The 21012-nt window shown below is 43.1% G+C and carries 23 protein-coding genes; 20 read left to right on the top strand and 3 right to left on the bottom strand.

The features are described 5' to 3' along the window. Positions 1–319: 319 nt before the first annotated feature. Complete coding sequence (locus PV783_RS14100; protein WP_420988463.1) at positions 320–3274, bottom strand: DNA polymerase III subunit alpha; 2955 nt, start codon at positions 3272–3274, stop codon at positions 320–322. A gap of 85 nt (positions 3275–3359) precedes the next feature. Beyond that, on the bottom strand, positions 3360–4505 hold the full coding sequence (locus tag PV783_RS14095; RefSeq protein ID WP_420988462.1) for a DNA polymerase Y family protein: 1146 nt from the start codon (positions 4503–4505) through the stop codon (positions 3360–3362). A gap of 265 nt (positions 4506–4770) precedes the next feature. On the opposite strand from PV783_RS14095, the gene PV783_RS14090 reads away from it, so the two are divergent. The 18 genes from PV783_RS14090 (at position 4771) to PV783_RS14005 (ending at position 16664) form a co-directional block, all read left to right on the top strand. Then, positions 4771–5070, top strand: coding sequence for a hypothetical protein (locus tag PV783_RS14090; RefSeq protein WP_420988461.1), 300 nt, complete (start codon positions 4771–4773; stop codon positions 5068–5070). 72 nt (positions 5071–5142) lie between these two features. Further along, positions 5143–5376: a hypothetical protein gene (locus tag PV783_RS14085; RefSeq protein ID WP_420988460.1), complete on the top strand. Its 234-nt coding sequence runs from the start codon at positions 5143–5145 to the stop codon at positions 5374–5376. A 34-nt stretch (positions 5377–5410) separates the two neighbouring features. Then, positions 5411–5737, top strand: a complete 327-nt coding sequence (locus PV783_RS14080; protein ID WP_420988459.1) for a hypothetical protein — start codon at positions 5411–5413, stop codon at positions 5735–5737. Positions 5738–5802: 65 nt separating this feature from the next. After that, positions 5803–6408, top strand: a complete 606-nt coding sequence (locus PV783_RS14075; protein WP_420988458.1) for a hypothetical protein — start codon at positions 5803–5805, stop codon at positions 6406–6408. Between the two features lie 140 nt (positions 6409–6548). Continuing rightward, complete coding sequence (locus PV783_RS14070; RefSeq protein WP_420988457.1) at positions 6549–7571, top strand: DNA cytosine methyltransferase; 1023 nt, start codon at positions 6549–6551, stop codon at positions 7569–7571. Between the two features lie 9 nt (positions 7572–7580). Further along, entirely contained in the window at positions 7581–8030 is a 450-nt protein-coding gene (locus PV783_RS14065) for a hypothetical protein (protein WP_420988456.1), read from the top strand. Between the two features lie 38 nt (positions 8031–8068). Then, positions 8069–8536: a hypothetical protein gene (locus PV783_RS14060; protein WP_420988455.1), complete on the top strand. Its 468-nt coding sequence runs from the start codon at positions 8069–8071 to the stop codon at positions 8534–8536. A gap of 64 nt (positions 8537–8600) precedes the next feature. Next, positions 8601–8909, top strand: a complete 309-nt coding sequence (locus tag PV783_RS14055) for a hypothetical protein (protein ID WP_420988454.1) — start codon at positions 8601–8603, stop codon at positions 8907–8909. 54 nt (positions 8910–8963) lie between these two features. Next, complete coding sequence (locus PV783_RS14050; protein WP_420988453.1) at positions 8964–9389, top strand: hypothetical protein; 426 nt, start codon at positions 8964–8966, stop codon at positions 9387–9389. A 77-nt stretch (positions 9390–9466) separates the two neighbouring features. Continuing rightward, positions 9467–9952, top strand: coding sequence for a hypothetical protein (locus PV783_RS14045; protein ID WP_420988452.1), 486 nt, complete (start codon positions 9467–9469; stop codon positions 9950–9952). A 545-nt stretch (positions 9953–10497) separates the two neighbouring features. Further along, the gene (locus tag PV783_RS14040; protein ID WP_420988451.1) at positions 10498–10974 is read left to right on the top strand and encodes a hypothetical protein; all 477 of its coding nucleotides are present in this window, start codon (positions 10498–10500) and stop codon (positions 10972–10974) included. Positions 10975–11200: 226 nt separating this feature from the next. Further along, on the top strand, positions 11201–11605 hold the full coding sequence (locus PV783_RS14035; protein WP_420988450.1) for a plasmid mobilization protein: 405 nt from the start codon (positions 11201–11203) through the stop codon (positions 11603–11605). Then, positions 11590–13104: a relaxase/mobilization nuclease domain-containing protein gene (locus PV783_RS14030; RefSeq protein WP_420988449.1), complete on the top strand. Its 1515-nt coding sequence runs from the start codon at positions 11590–11592 to the stop codon at positions 13102–13104. Before PV783_RS14035 ends, PV783_RS14030 begins: the two co-directional genes overlap by 16 nt. A 39-nt stretch (positions 13105–13143) precedes the next feature. Further along, complete coding sequence (locus PV783_RS14025; RefSeq protein WP_420988448.1) at positions 13144–13773, top strand: YWFCY domain-containing protein; 630 nt, start codon at positions 13144–13146, stop codon at positions 13771–13773. 14 nt (positions 13774–13787) lie between these two features. Continuing rightward, a complete protein-coding gene (locus PV783_RS14020) occupies positions 13788–15173 on the top strand; it encodes a type IV secretory system conjugative DNA transfer family protein (protein ID WP_420988447.1) in 1386 nt (461 codons plus the stop codon). Positions 15174–15228: 55 nt separating this feature from the next. After that, positions 15229–15531 (top strand): hypothetical protein, encoded by a 303-nt coding sequence (locus PV783_RS14015; protein ID WP_420988446.1) that lies wholly within the window; start codon positions 15229–15231, stop codon positions 15529–15531. Positions 15532–15624: 93 nt separating this feature from the next. Continuing rightward, positions 15625–16212, top strand: a complete 588-nt coding sequence (locus tag PV783_RS14010) for an RNA polymerase sigma factor (RefSeq protein ID WP_420988445.1) — start codon at positions 15625–15627, stop codon at positions 16210–16212. Positions 16213–16238: 26 nt separating this feature from the next. Continuing rightward, positions 16239–16664 (top strand): hypothetical protein, encoded by a 426-nt coding sequence (locus tag PV783_RS14005; protein WP_420988444.1) that lies wholly within the window; start codon positions 16239–16241, stop codon positions 16662–16664. 535 nt (positions 16665–17199) lie between these two features. On the opposite strand, the gene PV783_RS14000 is transcribed toward PV783_RS14005, so the two are convergent. Further along, positions 17200–18195: a helix-turn-helix domain-containing protein gene (locus tag PV783_RS14000; protein WP_420988443.1), complete on the bottom strand. Its 996-nt coding sequence runs from the start codon at positions 18193–18195 to the stop codon at positions 17200–17202. Between the two features lie 878 nt (positions 18196–19073). Between PV783_RS14000 and PV783_RS13995 the strand changes: the two genes are divergently transcribed. After that, a complete protein-coding gene (locus PV783_RS13995) occupies positions 19074–19604 on the top strand; it encodes an RNA polymerase sigma factor (protein WP_420988442.1) in 531 nt (176 codons plus the stop codon). Between the two features lie 99 nt (positions 19605–19703). Then, the gene (locus PV783_RS13990; protein ID WP_420988441.1) at positions 19704–20894 is read left to right on the top strand and encodes a FecR family protein; all 1191 of its coding nucleotides are present in this window, start codon (positions 19704–19706) and stop codon (positions 20892–20894) included. The last annotated feature ends 118 nt before the right edge of the window (positions 20895–21012 follow it).

Raw genomic sequence — 21012 nt, 5'->3', positions numbered from 1 at the left:
GTATTGACTGCCCTGTGATATATCACTTATTATCACGGGGCATTTTTTTTGATCTGATACCTGAATGAATATTAAAAATCTTTGATAAGGACTCTTTTACTTTAATAATACCTGTCGGATAACTAACCTGCTATTCTTTGGTCTGGTTTGGTGGACTCGTTTTTAATCTGTTATGCAAAGTTGCATCAGAAATTCGTCATTGTCTCTCAGATTACTTAAATAGGCGGTGCTTAACTAATGCATAACAATTGTGCAGGTTCTATTTTGGGTAGTATAGAATAGCTAAGATCCTAAAAATGAAAAGCCCACTTTAGCTGGCTTACTCCTGAGAAAACCGGGGATCAGGCCCGATAGGCAGCGGCGCTATTTTTTCTACGGTGATAGAAGGAAAATCAAAGGTAGCGGTCACCACTCCCATTATCAGGTAGATACCCGAGCGATAAAACGGGTAACGCTTGTATACGTCCGGGAAATGTACCGTGTCAAAATAATCACCATTCAGATCCAGAAAGGTACCGAAAGCCATAGGCTGCCCATGTTTTGTCCTGGTAGGTTTGGCTGTAACATATAAGCCCACCATCTTTACTTTCTTCCCTACCTGGCTCATTAGCTCTGCGGCAATGACCTGTCCCCGGTAGCTGGTCTGCAACATATGGAAGGGAGAAAGGGTAACGGAAAAGCCCATCAGCTCCATTTCATCAAAAAAGGTTTCATCCTCGGCCCCGGCAAAGGCAGGTAGTGTGACGGTCCGGGATGGTTCAAGTAATAACAGAGACTGAGCAGGGGAGCTTGCGGACGAATGTGTTCTTTTTGAATGCAGTAGATGGGCAGACCATAATAAAGTTTTTTTATCCAGCCCTGTAAAAGACAGCGCTCCCGCATTGACCAGTAAAAGCAATTGTTCCAGGGGGATAGCCGTCCTGGCGATGAGATCCTCCATACTATGATAATGTCCCCGGCTGCGGCCTATCAATACGGCGGTGATGGTGGCCACCTGCAGCCCCTTGATCATATTAAATCCCAGATAAACGTCCTTACCGGCGATGACCGTTTTCAGATCACTGTGATTTATGCAAGGAAGATGAATAGATCCCCCGGCCTTTCGCGCCTCTGTGACGTATAGCCACCTGGCGTAAAAGCCACCTTCGTTATTGATGACGGCGGTCATAAATTCAAGGGGATAATACGCCTTTAGATACAAGCTTTGATAACTTTCCACCGCGTAACTGGCACTATGGGCCTTGGAAAAGCTATAGCCGGCAAAGGATTCCATCTGGCGCCACACCTCCCTGGCAATGCTCTCATCGTGACCGCTGTTACGGCAGTTAAGAAAAAACTTATCCTTTATTTCTTCCAGGTGGTGACGGCCCCGGTTTTTGCCACTCATCAGCCGCCGTAACACATCGGCATCTGCCATGTCCAGGCCCCCGAAATGATGTCCGATTTTAAGAACGTCTTCCTGAAATATCATCACACCAAACGTCTCCGCCAATTGCTGCTCCATAATAGGATGCAGATAAGTGAAACTTTCCGGATTGCGGTATCTTTTTATATATTCATCCATCATCCCACTGGAACCTACACCCGGCCGGATGATGGAACTGGCGGCTACCAGCGTAAGGTAATTATCGCAGCGTAATTTTTTCAGCACCCCACGCATAGCAGGCGACTCAATGTAAAAACAACCTATACTGTCACCACTCTTTAATTGAGCATTAACCTGGCTATCCTCTTTGATGATGGCAACGTTATGTATATCCACATTTACCCCACGATTTTTCCGGATAATGTCCACCGCTTCTTTAATGTGACCTATCCCCCGCTGGGAAAGAATATCCAACTTTTCAAATCCGATATCTTCTGCCGTATACATATCAAACTGCATAGTAGCAATGCCTTTGGGGGGTAAATCAACCGCGCAATAGGTAGAAATGGGTAATTCTGAGATAATGATCCCACCTGAATGCATGGATCTTAAATTGGGAAAATCCTTTGGTAAAGACTGGTAGGTAGCCAGTACTTTTCCCACAATCTCATTATTGTTTCCCACATAAGACGGATCGTCCATTAGCCGGTCCACCTCAGTTTTTGGCAGCCCATACACTTTGGCGATTTCACGGATAATGCTGCGGTCCTTGAATGTACTCATAGCCCCGATAATGGCCGTATGCCGCTTCCCATACCTGGTGAAAAGATAGTCAAATACATCATCGCGGTCCTTCCAGGAATAGTCTATATCGAAGTCCGGAGGGGATTTTCGTTTTGGATTAAGAAACCGCTCAAAATACAAGTCCAGTTCGAGCGGACACACGTCAGTTATAGAAAGACAATAGGCCACGATGCTATTGGCGCCGGATCCACGGCCAACGTGATAAAATCCTCGGTGCTGGGTATAACGGATCAGGTCCGAAGTAATGAGAAAATAGGCAGAAAAACCCATCCTGTCAATTACTTCCAGTTCCTGACGCACCCTCTCCCTGGCTTTCAGATTACCGCTGCCATAGCGGACCTGCCAGCCCTCCAAAGCAAGTTTTTCCAGCAACACTTTATCGTCGTAGCTGCTGGTAGTATAATGCTGTTTGTTTTTTACAGTAGTAAAATCAAACTCAAAAGTGCAACCTTCCAGCAGCCGGTGCGTATTATAAATGATCTGCGGATAGGCGCTATAGGCGGCAATAAGCTGGGGGGAGGAAATAAGCAGCTCGTCACGGCCGCCCGCCTGCTCGGCTTTCAGCCTGGACAGCAGAATATTGTGGTCAATGGCCCTTAGCTTGCAATGCAGCACAAAGTCAGAAGGGTCTGAAAAGGTTACAGGAGCCCAGATGATAAGCTTTTCCATTGATGATTTGGACCACGCATACAGGCGCGTAAGCTGGGAAGGCTTCACTCCGACGTATTCATTGTCGAGAAGTTTTTCCGGCGCTGCCCCGAAAGGATAAACTATTATCACATCCTCCAACTCGGGCGCCCGGGAGGGCAACGGCCTGTCTTCCAGGTTACAGATACTGAGCATTTCATTGAGACGCTCAAAACCTTTATTATTCTTTGCGATACCGATATAAAGGAGCTTATCCTGCGCACGAAACTCGATGCCTGCCAGCCCATTAAATTTTTTGAGTTGACAATACTTTATAAACTCTAATATACCTGTGCTGTTATTAATATCGGTGAGCACTGCCGTGTCGTAACCTTCCCGTATAAGCAAATCCACCACCTGGTCAATGGGTATTGTGCCATATCTTAATGAATAGTAGCTGTGTACATTGATTAGCATTAATAATTTTTTTCCTGATCATACAATTGTCCGGAAATTCGTAGGATAAGACAAATGACGCTTTTTAAATAATGCAGGTACACACTTATTCGATGGTAATGGCCTTCACCAGGCTATCGTGTCCAAACCGCCGCCGGATACCGTCAATGGCCTGGCAAAGGCTGATAACCTCAGCATTGTCATTAAACAGATCGATCTGATAAGAGCCTGTGACAAAATCAGAGAATTTGACCCCAATGAGCCTGATGAGCATACGTCTGTCGTAGAGTTTTTCAAATAGCTGCAGGGCAGTGCTGCACAAAATGTCGTCAGTGCAGCTATAAGCAATACGAGTTTGGCGGGTATGGGTATCCCAATTGGCATAGCGGATGGTGATGGTAATACAACAGGTGAGCCTTTGCTGACTGCGCAATTCAAATGCCAGTTCATCCACAAAGCTGATAATGGTTTTTCGCAGCAGTTCCATATCAGTGGTGTCCTGTTCAAAGGTTACCGATCTGCTCATGGATTTTTGTTCATGGTAGGGAATTACCAGGGAGTTATCGATGCCATTGGCTTTATGCCATATGGTGACCCCTGGTTTGCCAAAAGCGGCCTCCAGTAACTCAGGCATCAGCAGTTGGATATTGCGGATCATTGGCGCCCCCATTTTACAAAGTTTGGTATAGGTCTCAGGACCTATACCCGGAATCTTTGAACTGGGTAGTGGCGCCAAAAATGGTTTTTCCTCTCCCTGGGCGATGACTAGTTCCCCAGTTTTCTTCTTTGCCTCGTTGGTGGCGATCTTGGAGACCGTTTTGTTAACGGACAGCCCAAATGAAATAGGTAAGCCCGTCTGGTCTGTAATGCGTCGTCTAAGCTCATGGGTCCATTTTACTGAACCAAAGAACTTATCCATACCGGAAACATCCAGATAATGCTCATCGATAGAAGCTTTCTCAAAGAGGGGAGCTGACTCTGAAATAACGTCGGTAACATCACGGGAAAGTTTGGAGTAGTAGTCAATATCACCTTTTCGAACGACGGCCATCGGACAAAGGCGCAGTGCCTCTCTGACAGGCATTGCGCTGCGGACACCGAATTTTCTGGCCTCGTAGCTACAGGAAGCTACTACCGCCCGGCTACTGCCACCACCGATGATGACTGGCTTGCCTTTTAAGGAACTATCTCTCAGGATCTCCGCTGATACAAAAAAAGTATCCAGATCCATATGTACTATCGCTGTGTCCATCTGCTCAAAAACTTTATGCGTTCCGTGGGGAAAGGTCCGCTAACCGCAATAATACTATTATTTTTAGTATTTATTACTAATTTATTTAGTTTTTATACTTGTGCGCCTATACTGCGGTCTTCCGGCACCATGCAAATTCCGCTTGCCCACTGGCAAATCTGATCCTGGTGGAAATGAGCGACTATTATTTTTCTCATGTGGGAATAGCTTACAAATCCCTTTTAGTCCGTTGGCGACTTTTACCTACGAAATAAAATAAGAAGACATGGAAATGAGTGAGCGCACCACACTGGTAATGATTCCTTCTTGCGATCTGGAATTTTTGAAAACAACAATGTCCCAGATTTTAATTTATCTACAGGATAACAAAAAACAAGCGGCTGACGGCACCCCGTCTCCTGAATATATCCTTGCAGCATCCTATATGAAAGCTGTAGGTATCAGACGAACAAAATTCTTTGGGCTGATCTCTGAAGGCAAGATAAAATCGATTAAAAAGTGCCGCAAAATATATGTTCACGCTTCGGAGATTACCCGCTTTTTTAACGATCCAAGCATTGGCTAAAAACAACTGGTGAGAGGTCTTAAATATAGCGCACACATTTGGCTGTCCCCAGTGACTATTAAATACCCACAAATGCAACAGAAAATCCCCGGCCCTCTTGAAGTAATGGCTTACTTCTTTAGAATGGGTCTTGAACACAAACATGCAGACGCCTTCCTTCTTTACTATGGCAAACATAACTGGCAGATAGCAAATGGGAAAAAAGTGAAGAACTGGAAGATCCTCGCATACAACTGGGTACGGTCTTTTTCCAAATCCAAACCGGTCAGAAACATTCCCATGCGCCCGTGTTTCAAGGGCAGGTAGCTCGTCAATCATTATCCATACCTAAATATTCTCTATGATGGATTTAAAGCTAAAACAAATAAAAGTAAATACCGACCTGTCGGCAGACTCTTATTGCTTTACCGCCCTGCTTTATGTAAATGGATATAAAACTGCCCTGGTAACAAATGGGGGCCAGGGTCAGGACACGGAAATAAACCCGTTTAATGCGAAAGCCTTAAAAAAGGTTGAAAGGGTCGAAAAATATTGCAGTACCCTTGATCCCCATATTGACGCCAGCATTAAAGTCAATGGATCTATGCTCATTATACACCGCACACTGGCGAACCTAATTTATGATTTGGTACATACCCATCTTCTGTCAGAAAAGATGAAGGGCTAAAGCTAAAGAACGCAGATACGACTAATGCAGTCTATAATTGCTCACATAAAGTAAACTAAACAATCATGGAAATAAGCTTAAAGAATATTGTAGAATACAAAAAAATGAGCGAGGAAACGGTAGCTTATTCAGCCAGCCTTTATATCCAAGGTAAAAAAGCAGGGCAGGTGTCCAATAACGGTCATGGCGGCATGACCACAATCAGGGCCGATAATGAAACAGGTGCAAAACTGATTGAGCAGGCATCAAACTTTGTTAAAAGCCAGCCCCCCGATATCACCAAAGACGGGGAAAATACGTACAAAATTGCCTGGACCATGGATTCCTATGTTGATGATATCGCAATAAAGTTCTTTGATGACCGCGACTTGAAAAAGCTATTGAAGATAACTGATCATGGTATTGTCTTTAAGATAGAAGAGGGGACTTATCAGGTAATTGAATTCACACAGCCCTTAGATAATCTCCTATCAACACCCGAAGGGAAAGCTCTAGTTACCAGATCACTTACAAAAGCAGTAAACGAGCTGGGGGCTGGGGTTGATCTGCTCAACAAAAACATTCCCGCCCAGTTGCTTCCCCCCGCCCTTCGCAGAGAAGTTTCCCGAAAATCCCAACCTAAACAGAAAGAAAAACAAGTGGAAGAAAAAAAAATAAAACGCAAAAGGTAGCTCCCTGCGTAGCCTCTTCAAAGTTACCAGATCGTAGGAAAAGCGATATCAGAAGCGCACACTATATAAGCCCCCAACCGGGGGAGGTAAAATCATAAATTAACTTCCTCACCACTTCAAGTCCAAAACCCGATGTGAAAATGAAACATGCGAGCCTGTTTACAGGAATTGGGGGGTTCGACCTTGCAGCAGCCTGGGCTGGATGGGAAAACATCTTCCAGGTGGAAATAGATCCTTTTTGCCGAAAGATACTTGCCCGGCATTTTCCAAATGTGAAAAGATACAATGATGTAAAAACCTTTAATGCCGAAAGTTATGCCAACACAATTAACGTTCTTTCCGCAGGATTTCCCTGTCAGCCATTCAGCGTTGCCGGAAAAAGAAAGGGCCAGACAGATGATCGCTTCCTCTGGCCAGCAACAATGCGAATTATTAGCAATATCCTCCCCCAGTGGATTGTTCTTGAAAACGTTACTGGACTACTCAGCATTCTGGAATCCGAGAGCCTTAATGAAATGGAAGTCAAGACGGCTGAGCTTTACAGTCAGGACCCTTCATTCCAGCCGGAAAAAACCGTCCTTCGATTACAACGAAGAATCATTGGACGAATTATTTCAGACATCCGGGCAGCAGGATATTTACTCCCCGTCCTCTCCGATGGCACACCAGTCATTGTGTGTATACCAGCTATTGCCGTTGGCGCCGTCCACAGACGGGATCGGATATGGATTATTGCCCACTCCGACCAGCATAGGAAGGAATGCAATGAGCCAGCCACTGTTTCAGACTTCAACCGGGACGATCAAATCCATGGGGAAAAATGGCCGTGGCAGCCAGGTCAGTCTGGCCAGATTAGCAAAGACAGGCCTTCTGCCCACTCCGACGACCGGTATCTGGAAGGGCAGCCGAAAACCGGAGACACTGATAAAGATGCGTCCAAATCATTTCCCCAGCCTTCTGGAATATTTGAATATGTCGATTGGGAAAACTGGCCTACTCAATCCCCTTTATGTGGGAGAAATGATGGGCTTTCCCTCAAACTGGACAACATCACCTTTTCAAAATGGAGAAATGAAAGCCTAAAGGCCTATGGTAACGCTATCGTTCCACAGGTGGCATTCGAGATTTTCAAGGCAATAGCCAGTTCCAGTACCCCGAAATGAGCGACCGCGATGAAAAAGTTTCTTGACTTGTACCTGGAAAACATCATACTGCTTAAAAGCAGGGGATTTCATGAAAGCAACCTTAATAGTCCTTTTAAAATCGGAGAATTGTTCCGGTCTCTGAAAATAAACCTGGCGCTGGCATACAAAAATGGATTCCGGGAAGGGGAAAACCAAACCTTTAGTCTAAAGGCGGTGGGATTTTTCAACGACTGCAAGGATTTGCTCATATCCACCCTCAATTATGAATTTGATTTCCAAAAGGAGGAGCTGAGGCTAAAATCCGTTTCTTTCTTTGATGGCAAATCTATGGTGACCGTAAATTTAAAGACTCCCCTTGATCCGCCTAAAGCAACTGATGGTTTTGATCTGATCAAAGAATCCAGGTTGCAGATCAAAAAATCGATGAACAGATATATTCCTGTTTACACTACCAATATCTCCAGGAAAAAAAAATAAAAAACCGTTTCATTTAACTTTTAAAAGATCAGTGAACTATGATTAATCCACAACTGGAATGGTCGATTTTTGACAATATCTTTTTCCTGATGGAAACAGGCATCATCACAACAAGAGATCGGGTGATGAAGGAAAAAATGAACGATTTAATGCGCAACAAAGTTCATGAAATATTACTAACAAACTTTAAGGATGAATCCAAAACCAATAAAAAACAGAAATCTATTGACTTCCAGATCACGGTTCCCTCACAATCCAAATTACAGCCTGCCCAGCAGATTACCCTGTTATACGCTTTTGACTATTCCGAGAGCTTAGTGCACCGGATTGGTCTGACGATAAAAAGAGACTATGGTCCCCCCGTCTACATAGACTGGACAGATAACAAGGCTTTGAGAAAATACTTTCCTCAAAAGGAGACCAGAATGGAGAAAAAAATTAAGACGGCTCCGCGTTCAAAAAAGCCTCCTTCAGGGAAGGGACCCTACAGAGGCCTACCACCATGAAGCCAGGTCTGATAGTCCAATAACCAGAACAAAGTTTATTCATTCGTTTTTTAAAATATGAGAAATGGCAAAAATTAAAGCAAACACGTTAATCCTGGCAAGCGGTCGCCAGATTAAACTGCGCGGAGGCACAATCAGTATAGCTTCATCACTGGAACTTGGTGACGGGTATACTAGCGGTGTTTTCAATTTTAATTCCGACAGCAAATACACGCCTGAAATCAACAAAATTTCAAATCCCTATAACCTGACTGCGGAAGAAATACATGAAGTGGCAGATTTGATGATCTCCTTATGGGTTGAACTAAAGAATAACATCAGGATAAAAGGCGTATGCGACCCTGCCATATTTACAAACGTTGTCTCCATATGAAACGGGATTTCTTCTAAAACCCATCTTTCCCTCCCGGGGTAAAAAGTTAGGAAAATGAAAAAAGAACACATACCCATTTCATATAAAGAGCTGTACAATCAGGCTGCCAGACTTAACAAAGGAGATCTTTTTATTCCCTATTTGCTCAAATCCGGCTATAAGGAAGTGCTTCCCAACAATTTCACCAAAGACGATCCCAAACAGGAAATTGAGCTATCGAAGGTAAAAGGACAAATCCACTTTTCAAACAAGCTAATGAAGGAAGATCAGGGTACTTTTATTCAATTTCTTCAAAACCGCCTTATCGACAGCACTGTTGTACCAGATCATCGGCAGGTGGCATTTATGGGGGCTATTTTAATTGCAGTATTTGAGGAACCCAAGTTAAGACCTCACGCCACAGACCTTCGGGTGGTGAAAAAAGCAGGAAAGCAAAAAAAATTGGATGTAGATAAGGACGTAAGTAAAAAGCGGAAATAAGGCCGTCACAATTTCGATTACAGTAATCAACAACTTACCCTAAATCAGGAATTCATGTAATTGCGAAAATAATCTGTATGAAGAACAGCAACTTTAACTGGGACCATTACAAGCTAATAGAAATGCTTACTCAAAACGGATTCCTTGACGGCACCAATACCACCCCAAGTCGCGAATTCAGAGAAAAACTACTGAGCACGATGCAGGATATAATAGCCGCTGACCTCTTGAATAAAGAGAAGAATAAGTCGTCACAGGAAAATGTGGCGTTCCAGGTTAGTTCTGAAAAAGAGTTTGATACCCACAAATTCAATTTCAGTTATAAACTGGTACACCGCCCAAAAGACAATGGTCTTTATATGAATGGTATTGACATAGCAGTTGACGGCAGGTTACCCTATAACCTAAAACTCAGCCCCTTTCAGAAATTACCTCGGGCCGAAACCGTCTGTAATAAAGTCCTCAAGGCAATATCGCAACAGCCAGTTACTAAGCTAAAGAAACAAATAGTGGCAAAGACTAAGAAAACTTCTGAAGCACAGCAGCGTAAGCCGCGTAGATAAACATTGGCTTTTATTAAAAACGAAAGTCCATACCCTGAAACGACCTACAGCGGAAAGGAGGCAGCCACAACAGCAATTTCCCCCAAAAGGCAAGATCCGCGCAAATTTCATCCATTTTCGTATGGAGAAAGTAAGCGTCAACCTAAACTATAATAAGTTTCTCAAACTGCTTACGTAGAACAGATGCTTGGATGGAGAGATATTATTTAAAGCCGTGAGTTCAGGTTACATGCAATTGGATAAAATAACGGATATACACCCAGCTCAATTAAAAGAAGAAAGGGAAAAGCCACACTTCATTTATCATATCCTGGATAAAATCTCAAAAAAAATGAATTTGACATCCAGTGATTCAATTGGATAACCGTAAATAAGCTTGCTGCTGTCTAACTGACCATTCACCCGGAACAGAAATTTCCGCGCTTTTAAGAATCAAACGTCCAGCAGCTTTTTCCAATTAAGAATAGGCAGCAACGACCTTAATTTTACGGCATTCGCATTTTTTGGGGCTTTCCAAAAATTAGCAACCCTTAAAATTTTGAAAGATGGATATAAAGCTAAGAAGACTCATTGAACATTCTGACTTAACTACAAAGACAGTAGCATATTCGGGCATCTTATATATAAATAAAAAAAAGGTAGCTATGGTATTTAATGATGGGAAAGGAGAAAAAACAGACATCACAGCTTACAGCAATGCCGACTTTAGAATGGTTCTGGAAGCGCAAAAGTTCATCGAGAAATCGGCGCCATCCCAAGAAGCTGGCAACAAGCCCTGGACAAACAATCTTTCTCAATATTTGGACAATCTGGCTGCTGACCATTTTAGGAAACTAAACGAGAAATGTGACTACACACCGGACAATCTGCCCCCACCAAGGGCAGCTATTGAAAATGGCAGGTCTCCCTTAGACGACTCAAATAAAATCAGCATTGGACCTAAAATTGAAAACATCCAAAAAAAGGGTAAGCTATCGACAAAAATGAGTCCCCCGGGTCCCTATAAAAGTAGACGGCCCTAGCTCAGTTATATCGGAGGCCAATCCCCCCAGGTTTAGCCTTCCCCCATAAACATTTCATTTGACAGAGCAATGGTTCTAAACACCAACATTAATGGGGGGCGCGGACACGATGGCGGTGTCCAGCAGCAAGATGTATTGTTGTGCACAACAATTTTGTTTGCCTCCAAAGTCGGCAAACCTGGTAAAAGCCTCCGAAGTCGGCTTGTTACACTTAAATCCATCTGAAATGGGAAGGAACAAAAGAGAGCAGCAAAAGGAATTAAGATATGACATTAAAACCCGTGTAACGGAAAAGGACTTTAACCGGTTAAAGGAACTACTTGCCAAATCCAGGCACAGGACCATGAGTGAAATGCTTAGGTATATTATCTGTGGAAAGGCAATTACCATCTATAACAAAGATGAGAGCCTGGATATAATAATGGAGGAACTCACAAGGCTACGAAGAGAACTTAACAGTATAGGAAATAATTTCAACCAGGTTACCAGGCAGATTAACAGTTTGCCATCAAATGAGGGAAAATCATTTCTCATTCTGCAGGCCTCCCAATCATTTGCTGAGACCCAGGCCCAGATATCCCGGCTTTATCCGCTTATCTCAAATCTGGCCAAAAAGTGGTTGCAAGAATAACATTTGGCACATCGGTACGGGGCATTATCAGTTACAACGAAAACAAAGTAAAAAAGAAAAATGCTACCTGCATCAGGGCCGAGGGTTTTGGTTGCCTTCCATCTGAACTAACCTTCCAGGAAAAGTTCAACAGGTTTTACAAGCTTTTTTCCCGCAACACAATAACTGAAAAGAACGCAATGCATATCTCGTTAAACTTTGATCCCAGCGAAAAATTCACCCACCACCAGTATGCCCAGATCACGCAGGCATACATGGACCGGATTGGATTTGGAGACCAGCCTTACCTTTTATACGAGCATACCGACGCGGCCCATCCCCATGTTCATATTGTGACAACGGTAATTGATAAAGAGGGAGACCATTTAGAAACTCATATGATCGGTAAGCTAAAGTCCTCCCCTGCCAGAAGAGAGGTTGAAAAATTGTTTGGCTTGGTTCCGGCCGAGAGTAAGAGTCAAAAAAACTTCTTCTTAACAAAGGCCGCCGACCTGGAAGCTGTGCAATACGGGAAAAATGAAACAAAAGCTGAAATATCAAAAATCGTAAGGACGGTCATCGACCAATATCGCTTTACCTCTTTTTCTGAATACAAAGCAGTACTTGAATCCTTTAATGTCACAGCAGACCGTGGCAGACCTGGTTCAACACAATTCACTAAAAACGGTCTTTCCTACAGCATAATAAACAAGGAAAGGGAAAAAGTCGGCGTCGCTATAAAAGCCAGCTCCATATATGATAACCCTATCTTTAAAAAGGTAGAAAGTCATTTTGAGGAAAATGAGAGGAAGCGCCAGCAATACAAAGCCGTCCTATCAGATAAAATTGAACAATTGCTTTCAATCGGAGTAGACAAATCTGAATTTATAGGTGAGCTGGCCAAAATAAACATCAGTGCAGTTTTTTACGAAAACGAAAACGGCCTTATCACCGGGATAACTTTTATTGATCACAATACACGTTGCGTATTTAAAGGAAGCGATCTAAACAAAAGATATGGCGCCCGGGCAATTTTGGCAAGACTCAACTCAGGTAATCCGGGTGACATCGGATTTAACCGAAAATTTGTCAAAGCCGTCCAATCTAATACTGTTTATACCGGGGGAATCAGTAAGGTCTGGGCAGATTGGGCAGCATGCGGGCTTACTATTTCCGGGACCACAGACCAGACAGGTACTACCCACTACCAGTTAGGCCACATTGCTACCCAACCACCCACATTCGCACCTGCCGGCAGGCTTATCAGCTCCTACCTGGCCGCAAATGGAATAAATACGGTTGTAATGGCTTACATCAACGAACAACTGGCTATGCTGGGCAGGCCGAAGAAAGAAAAACAAATCCCCTCTGATCAGGATATGCTAAATATTATCGCCTCCGAATCATCCATATATTTTAGCACCATCTTTTCCATTCTGACCGAATATACCTACTCAGCAAGCCACACTCCTATTGAGCTTTTAAGGGAAGCCAGAAAAAGAAGAAAACGCCGCAGCTAGTCAATAGCCGGATTATTATTTAGAAAAAAATCATGCCACATGGACACCGGAGAAAATCAACAAAGCCTAAGGGCTATTATCGACTTTGTGAGGATGGGTAGTATTATACTGCTTTGCCTACATTTTTATGTTTACTGTTACAATGCCTTTGAGATTTGGGGACTCACTGCAGATCTGCCCAAAAGAATCATCACAGGTTTTGCAGATACAGGGCTTTTCAGCAATTTTTATAACACCAAACTTTTCGCCCTCGGCTTACTCTTCGTTTCGTTGGTGGGCTCACGAGGTAAGAAAGAGGAAAGCATAAAGCCGGCATCAATAATAGTATTTTTACTTACTGGCACCGCGCTCTATTTTTCTTCTGCCCTACTTTTTTACCTTCACCTGTCTACCTCTATCACAGCCATGCTCTATATCCTTGCAACCACCGCAGGTTATATCCTGCTACTTACGGGCGGGGGCAGGCTTTCCAGAACCATTCAACTTAATCTTCAAAAGGACATCTTCAATGAAGACAACGAAAGCTTTCCACAAGAGGAACGTCTGCTTGTCAATGAATATAGTATTAACCTGGAAGGGGCCTATAGATTTAAAGGAAAAACCCGCAAAATGTTTGTCAATCTAATTAATCCGTTTAGAGCAACGATGATAGTCGGGGGGCCTGGATAGGAGCAGGCAAGAGCGTGGGGATCATCAGACCGGCTATCATTTCCTGTATAAAAAAGGGCTATTGCGTATTTCTATATGATTTCAAGTTTGATGATCTGACCAAGATTGCCTATAACACACTGTTAAAGTATCAAGGCAATTTTGCAATCCCACCCAAATTCTATGTAATCAATTTCGATGATCTGTCCATAACCAACAGATGCAATCCCTTAGAACCCCAGACGATGTATGACATTACAGATGCTTCGGAGGCTGCCAGGACAATACTTTTGGGGCTTAACCGCGAGTGGATAAAAAAGACCGGGGATTTCTGGGTGGAATCGAGCATTAACTTTATGACAGCGATCATCTGGTTTTTGAGAAAATATAAAAACGGAAAATACTGCACACTCCCCCATGTCATTGAACTGATGCAGGTTGACTACGATGACCTCTGGCCTGTGCTGGGCACTGAAACTGAAATTGAGGTCCTCATAAATCCATTTTTGTCCGCTTATTTGAATCAGGCCCGTGAACAACTGGAAGGACAGATAGGAAGCGCGAAAATCAGTATCGCCAGGTTGTCGAGTCCCTCCCTGTATTATGTTCTCAGCGGAGATGAGTTCAGTCTGGATATTAATAATCCGAAGGAACCCAAACTGGTGGCAGTGGGCAACAACCCTGGAAAGGTACAAATTTATGGAGCAGTATTAAGCTTATATATTAGCCGTGTAGGTCGATTGGTAGCGAGGAAGGGTATGCATAAGTGCGCCATCATCGCAGATGAGTTTTCGAGCATTTTCTGGAATGGTATCGAAAGCCTGATTGCCATCGCCCGCGGCTACCGGGTTGCCATTATACTCGCAATCCAGGACTATGCGCAGCTTAAAAAGGATTATTCCCGCGAGCAGGCAGAAGTCATTATGAACATCTGCTCCAACTTAATCTGTGGTCAGGCAGTCGGAGATACGGCCAAACTGGTTTCGGACAGAATAGGAAAAATCGTACAACAGCGCGAAAGTGTATCGATCAACAGGACCGATACCAGCATCAGCAGAAACACCCAGTTGGATCTGGCAGTCCCGCCATCGAGGATTTCCAATCTTTCTAGCGGGGAAATTGTAGGAGTTGTGGCTGACAATCCGGACATGCCTATTAAACACAAGGCATTTCATACAAAGTTAAAAATTGACTTTGATGCCATAAATGCAGAGGAAAAGGAATATAAGCCGCTTAAAAAAGTCAGAAATATCACGCCCATAGAAGTCCAAAATGTCTACATCACTATTAAAAATGATATTTTCGACTTAATAGAGTCGGAGTTAAAAAGGATAAAAAGTGATCCCAACCTCTCCCACCTGATTATAAAAAATCCAGCTAAGGAGCCAAAGGAACAAAAGCCCCAAGATGGCCACGATTAAAGATCAAAGCGGGTCGGGACAGGTCTATTTATTAAATGCTATATCTTCACCCATCATGAACAAAGAACAATATAAGGCACTACTGGTTACCGGTGAAATTTCGGTAATGCATATGCTGCATACAGCAATTAAAGATTTACTTTGGGATGCTGGTACCGACTATGTAAAATTACTATCTCCCTTAGTACCGGCCGTGACAGGAAGACTTGCCAGCCTGATAATGGCAACAGATGGTTTTTCAAGCCAGGACCCGGAACATAAATTGGTAGAAGAACTCCGGGACCGGGTAATGGCGGTAGTGAAGGAAACAGCCTGCTCATTTGTACAGGTACAATACGGCAAGCCGGGACAACTATAACCTTGAAAGGGTCGGAAAAAACCTTTCAAATTTTTTTCTACATATTATTAAAAAGGGGTATATTCATTACGGTAATTACCCCCTTTTTTTAATTTGAAAGAATTCCAACCATATCAGGATGGTCCTATGCCGGCGCTAGGGCCAACGCTTGACGCTTCCACCTTCAAAGAGATCTTTTTTGAATATTATAATTCCTTGTATGCAGCAGCTTTTGCCTATACCAAGAGTCATGAAGAATCTGAGGATATTGTTCAACAGGCATTTCTTAAATTATGGGTGAAGCGAGATACCGTGAAGCCAACAGATCTGAAAGGATATTTGTTTATAACCGCTAAAAATATCATTTTAAACCGTTTCCATCACCTAATAGTTTCAAGAAAACATCTTAAAATTATTAAGGCTAGTTTTGAGGTGGATACTTTTACGCCGGAAAACTACTCCATTAATCGGCAGCGTGGCCAATTTCTTGAAAACGCAATAAAAAACCTTTCCCCCAGACAAGAGCAGGCATATCGGTTAAGCCGGCAGCAAGGTCTTACCCATGAGCAAATTGCTACCTGCATGGGAATTTCTAAACTTACCGTGAAAAACCATATTGCAAAATCAATTGCCCATATTACAACCTATATGAAAAATACATACCTGTCCCTGCTGCCCCTGGCGCTGGTTCTCTTATCCTGAATTATCAATTTGCTCGCAGATCACCAATGAGTGCAACAGCATATTTTTCTACTTTATCTTTTTTTCACAAATCAATCATCTTGAAAATAACACCCATTCAGTTTCAGATCCTTTTGGACAAATATTTATCCAACAAAATGTCAGATGATGAGCTGAAAAGCTTTATTAAAGCGGTCCAGGACCCGGAAAATGAAGCAATACTTAGTGCGGACCTGGTAAAGGGTATTCGTGAAAAGATTTATTCGGCAAATAAGGCCCCTGAACAGATAGAGCAAGCCTACTTGAGGATAGTAAAAGCTAGTCTGAATGAGTCAGCAGGGATAACCCACCAGAAAAAGCATAAAAGGTATAGAAACATCCTATTAGCGATAGGCTGTATTGTAATAATCCTACTGATTCTGGCGTTGATCTGGGTAATTTCGGCCAAAGCGCCTGTTAGTCAAAGCCGGTAATCAGGGCAGGTAAATAGTCCATATCATTGGGTAGCTTAAATAAATCAGGGGCTGCTTTTACAGACAATAAGTTGTCCACCGCAAAATCATTATAGGTGGTACGTGACAAAGGTTTATACCATTGGATGGCAAAATTTCCATCTCACGCAAAACCTGGCCCCCTCCCATAATGCCAATGCAGCAGAGAGAATGAATATTTTAGTAAGAATAACAAGTGAAATTTGGAGACGAAACTTCTTACAGTTCCTGTGGATAGATTAAAAACAGAAGCGGACGTGCTTTTTACTTAAATAACCCAGGGCGCCACCGGGCTTTTTTGAACCCCCTATTGTCCAAAGATTTTCAAGGCGAAAGGATAATTCGTTTTCTTTGGGACTTATTTACTTTTTTAGAAAGTATCTATTTTATTAAATGCGGTTTTCCTTTAAATTAAAGTTACAACACCAAAGGAACAATAACTTTTGAGACTTCGCTTATTACTTTCGACGCATATCAGAAAAACTTTCTACACACGGCAAAGCTTGATAAGCAAAAATTACAATACCCCTTTTCGGATTTGTCTGGGGCTTTTATCGAACCGTTTTTTTACCGCCGCTGAAAAGCTGGAATAATTCTCGTAACCAAAATCCTCCGATATTTCAAGTAGGTAATAAATGGGCTGGGCCAGTCTTCTGTAGATTGCTTCAAAACGGGCCGTTTGGAAAAAATCAAACATAGTACAACCATAGGCCAGCTTGAAAATCTCTTCCAGTTTCTTCTCATTCATGCCCGCTTTTTGAGACAGTTGCTGCAGGGCAGGTAGGTACAGGTCCTGAATATGGGCCAGCAGATACGCCCTGATCTCGATAACGGCAGCTTTCTCTGCCGGCAGCAAACCCGCAAAACTATTGACATGATTTGAAAAAAGGTCGAGCCCCGAAACAATTACATCATCCAGCATTTGGCGCAATGCTTCCGGCTTAATTACCTTGCGCGGCCGTCCTAGCAAAGAGGAAAGGATCTTAAGCAGCCTGCCCTCATCCCGGATGTCGTGGTCAAGGACGGTAGGCGGCAGAGGATCGGATACAAGTCCGAGCAATCTGCCAGCAGCAGGAAAGGCTTGAAGATACAGCGCCAGCTTTGTGGGTGGGATGAACAGATGAAAAACCTGGCAATCCCCAGCGGGGAATATCAGGTCGTGATTGAGCATGGGAGCAGGAATTAAGTATACATTACCCTCATAAGCCCTGTTATGCTGAAGTTTGTCCCTGTAATCGACGAATCCTTGAATAACAAAATAAAGCATAATGCCTTCTCCCATAGATTGAAGATGAATGCTCGTGGGCTCACTGATGGAGTAACGGTTTAACCAGGCCTGGTAGGGCTGTTGGGCTACCCGGTAGAAAAGAATGTTTCCTTTTTCTGCAAGGTCATAATAATAAAGTCTGGATCCTTCCATAAAGTGGTTGTCGGCACCGTCAGGAAGCGTCGATCGCCAGCTAATAGCTTGGCCATCAGAAGTAGTAAGCAAAAATTGTTGTTGGTCGGACATTGGTGACAGTTTAGAGGTGACAAAAAAATAATATAAATATTGCAAAATTCATGTGCCTGTTATTTATTGTTAAAGCAATCTCCGGCAATATATTTTTTGACGCCGAGTAAAAAAATTGTCGGGGCTTGTAGACCTTTTGAGCTTCAGCATCATCTTTTATACTGGGAAGGAAAATCTCAGTCAAAGGGAAAAACTCCTGTGGTGTCAAAATACATAACCGGCCGTTATAGATCGCAGTCCCTTTTGCTTTCCATGAGCTTACCACTCGACAGGATGGTAATGCTGATGCGAAGGCAAATTGAAGATATGATGGCCGGTTTTTCAACCATTTGTTAAAAAAGATCCTTAACCTGTTGTATAAAACCAAAGGTTAAGATACCGAACCAAAGCATTATTTAATAAATTATTGGCTGCATTTTTACCGCAGTAAAAAGAAAGCCATTCCAAACCGACGTTTCATGCAAAGCTTTTTTGTCGAAAGCTCTATACAGCAATACGTCACATTAGCTAACCAACCATTCATCAAAATCAGAAGACACAAGTTCAATCCTTTGAATTCCATTAGTTCATAACCCCCAAAAGGTGGAGAATACCGTAGGGATTTTAAGTGGATTATCATTACGGCTCAAACATATGGTCGGTAATTTCACCGGCCATATGTTCCCACCTTCCTGCCGAAAGATTTTTTCATATATCATTCAGACTCTTACTTTTGGCCCCCCGAATAAAGTCTCCTGTTTTACTATTCGCCCTCAACCGGTAAAAAATTGCTTCTCCACTGCAAAAATATTGCGCCAAGAGGGGTCCGGTCAATTCTACCTGGGCGCCTGGCACAACCTTTAAGGAACAGGAGAAAAAATTTCCTAATTTTAAAAGTGATGAGCGCGTTCAATCCACCATATCATTCCAGCTCAATTTCATTCAGACAAGTATATATTACCCATTACGACAGCGTTTATTCCTGCGCCTATTTCTACCTTAAACAACATGAAAAATCCGAAGACCTTACCCAAAGCATTTTCCTGCATCTTTGGGAAAATTGGGAAACTTTTAAAATTGAAAACCTGAAAAGCTACCTTTTCATTACCACCAGAAATGCCGTATTCAACGAGTTAAGGAAACTCTCTGTACAGGAAAAATACCGCACCTATATAAAAGAACGCTTTAATGAATCATCAGGTAATATTGAAGAAATGGCTATTATGCGCCAGCAAAGCCAGCTTCTCGAAAAAGCCGTGCAACGCCTTCCTGCAAGACAGCAACAAGCCTGGCGACTTAGCAAAGACAAAGGATTGACATACAATGAAGTGGCTACCAGGATGGGGATATCCAAACCAACAGTGAAAGAACTGATCGCCAAATCAATTCGTTCCATTAAATCCTTCCTGGAAACTTTTAAGCTGTTTTAATCCCCTTTTTAAAATTATTTTAGCTCCCCACCCTCCCTTTCATTGTTTACAGGTGTCTTTAAATAAGGACACTAGAGAAAAAGGTAAGAAAATTCAAAAATGAGTACCAAGGACTTTAGGGACCAGTTGGAAAGATATTTAAATGGTCAGCTCTCGGATGTGGAGTTGGAAGACTTTTTACATGCCCTCTCCGCTCCTGATAGCAGGGATCAGATCTTTGAAAACATGAGCAACGGCTTTGGAAAGGCGCAGTCAGGGGCCACCAGCAAAAAGCAGGCGCAATCCAGTTTTATACGTTTTTCCAAAATGTATCTGTCCAGGGGAAAGGAAAGGACCGCCAAAACAACAATAAAATATCTCTGGTCCAGGATAACAACCAAATCCTTTCTGGCCGCTGTCGCCGTTATCATTATGATACTGGCCACTGTCTGGCTCAATAGGCCCCGCCCTGTTGTCCCCAAAGCCGCATCAATGCAGCAAATATCGATGGTAGCGCCGGCAAATAAAACAACAATCACCCTGCAGTCGGGAAAAACTTTCGTTTTGGACAGTAACGCCATAGGCATTTTAAAAAATGAGGGCCTTGCCGTAAACCTGGATGTCTCTCTTGGCGCCATTACCTATCGGCTTCAAAGCACCGCATCCACAAAACAGGAGCAGTATCATACCCTGATAACCGGTAAGGGCGCCCAATACCTGGTAGTACTTGCCGGTGGCACCAAAATCTGGTTAAGCACCAATACGGTCCTTCAATACCCGATAGGTTTTACCCATCAGACCAGCATCCTCCAACTAAATGGAGAGGCATATTTTGAGGTGGCCGCCGCCGCAAGCATCCCCTTTAAAGTGCAGACGCCAAAGGCCCTGATTACTGTTATTGGCACAAGATTTAACCTATCGGCCTATGGGTCTGAGCCATCTTTAAAAACTACGTTGCTGCAAGGAAAAATTCAGGTGTCTGACAGTAATCACTTGGCCATATTAAAGGCAGGTCAGCAGCTTTACATCCATCCTTCCGGCACCTGGCAGGTACACGCAGGCGCCGACACTGCCGCGGCCATCGCCTGGAAGGATAGTATTTTTGATTTTCGTAATACTGAACTTACCTCGCTGATGAGACAGGTAGAAAAATGGTATGACCTTCAGGCTGTATTTACAGACGGGGTGGACAAACACACATTTACGGGCCGCATTTCCAGAAAAGAAGGACTAACAGGATTACTTCAGGTATTAAAAGAAAGTAATCTGCATTTTAGAAAGGAAGGAAACAAAATTGTATTTTTCAGATGACAGATACCCTTAAAAGTCCAGTATCCCACATTCTAGCTTTATGCCGTCCCATGAAACGGGCTCTCTTTTACTAGCACATCAGATCATAGCCCACAGTATAAATAGATAAGCGGACCCT

It is taken from the genome of Chitinophaga sp. CC14, from assembly GCF_048957795.1.
GTDB lineage: Bacteria > Bacteroidota > Bacteroidia > Chitinophagales > Chitinophagaceae > Chitinophaga > Chitinophaga ginsengisegetis.
The sequence above is the reverse complement of the archived record's forward strand: the minus strand, read 5'-3'. Positions and strand labels throughout refer to the sequence as shown.

What these genes read in the sequence shown, in the direction of transcription:
- PV783_RS14100 (WP_420988463.1), bottom strand. Translation starts at nt 3,274, where the DNA reads ATGCTAATCAATGTACACAGCTACTATTCATTAAGATATGGCACAATA.
- PV783_RS14095 (WP_420988462.1), bottom strand. Translation starts at nt 4,505, where the DNA reads ATGGACACAGCGATAGTACATATGGATCTGGATACTTTTTTTGTATCA.
- PV783_RS14090 (WP_420988461.1), top strand. Translation starts at nt 4,771, where the DNA reads ATGGAAATGAGTGAGCGCACCACACTGGTAATGATTCCTTCTTGCGAT.
- PV783_RS14085 (WP_420988460.1), top strand. Translation starts at nt 5,143, where the DNA reads ATGCAACAGAAAATCCCCGGCCCTCTTGAAGTAATGGCTTACTTCTTT.
- PV783_RS14080 (WP_420988459.1), top strand. Translation starts at nt 5,411, where the DNA reads ATGATGGATTTAAAGCTAAAACAAATAAAAGTAAATACCGACCTGTCG.
- PV783_RS14075 (WP_420988458.1), top strand. Translation starts at nt 5,803, where the DNA reads ATGGAAATAAGCTTAAAGAATATTGTAGAATACAAAAAAATGAGCGAG.
- PV783_RS14070 (WP_420988457.1), top strand. Translation starts at nt 6,549, where the DNA reads ATGAAACATGCGAGCCTGTTTACAGGAATTGGGGGGTTCGACCTTGCA.
- PV783_RS14065 (WP_420988456.1), top strand. Translation starts at nt 7,581, where the DNA reads ATGAAAAAGTTTCTTGACTTGTACCTGGAAAACATCATACTGCTTAAA.
- PV783_RS14060 (WP_420988455.1), top strand. Translation starts at nt 8,069, where the DNA reads ATGATTAATCCACAACTGGAATGGTCGATTTTTGACAATATCTTTTTC.
- PV783_RS14055 (WP_420988454.1), top strand. Translation starts at nt 8,601, where the DNA reads ATGGCAAAAATTAAAGCAAACACGTTAATCCTGGCAAGCGGTCGCCAG.
- PV783_RS14050 (WP_420988453.1), top strand. Translation starts at nt 8,964, where the DNA reads ATGAAAAAAGAACACATACCCATTTCATATAAAGAGCTGTACAATCAG.
- PV783_RS14045 (WP_420988452.1), top strand. Translation starts at nt 9,467, where the DNA reads ATGAAGAACAGCAACTTTAACTGGGACCATTACAAGCTAATAGAAATG.
- PV783_RS14040 (WP_420988451.1), top strand. Translation starts at nt 10,498, where the DNA reads ATGGATATAAAGCTAAGAAGACTCATTGAACATTCTGACTTAACTACA.
- PV783_RS14035 (WP_420988450.1), top strand. Translation starts at nt 11,201, where the DNA reads ATGGGAAGGAACAAAAGAGAGCAGCAAAAGGAATTAAGATATGACATT.
- PV783_RS14025 (WP_420988448.1), top strand. Translation starts at nt 13,144, where the DNA reads ATGGACACCGGAGAAAATCAACAAAGCCTAAGGGCTATTATCGACTTT.
- PV783_RS14015 (WP_420988446.1), top strand. Translation starts at nt 15,229, where the DNA reads ATGAACAAAGAACAATATAAGGCACTACTGGTTACCGGTGAAATTTCG.
- PV783_RS14005 (WP_420988444.1), top strand. Translation starts at nt 16,239, where the DNA reads ATGAGTGCAACAGCATATTTTTCTACTTTATCTTTTTTTCACAAATCA.
- PV783_RS14000 (WP_420988443.1), bottom strand. Translation starts at nt 18,195, where the DNA reads ATGTCCGACCAACAACAATTTTTGCTTACTACTTCTGATGGCCAAGCT.
- PV783_RS13995 (WP_420988442.1), top strand. Translation starts at nt 19,074, where the DNA reads ATGAGCGCGTTCAATCCACCATATCATTCCAGCTCAATTTCATTCAGA.
- PV783_RS13990 (WP_420988441.1), top strand. Translation starts at nt 19,704, where the DNA reads ATGAGTACCAAGGACTTTAGGGACCAGTTGGAAAGATATTTAAATGGT.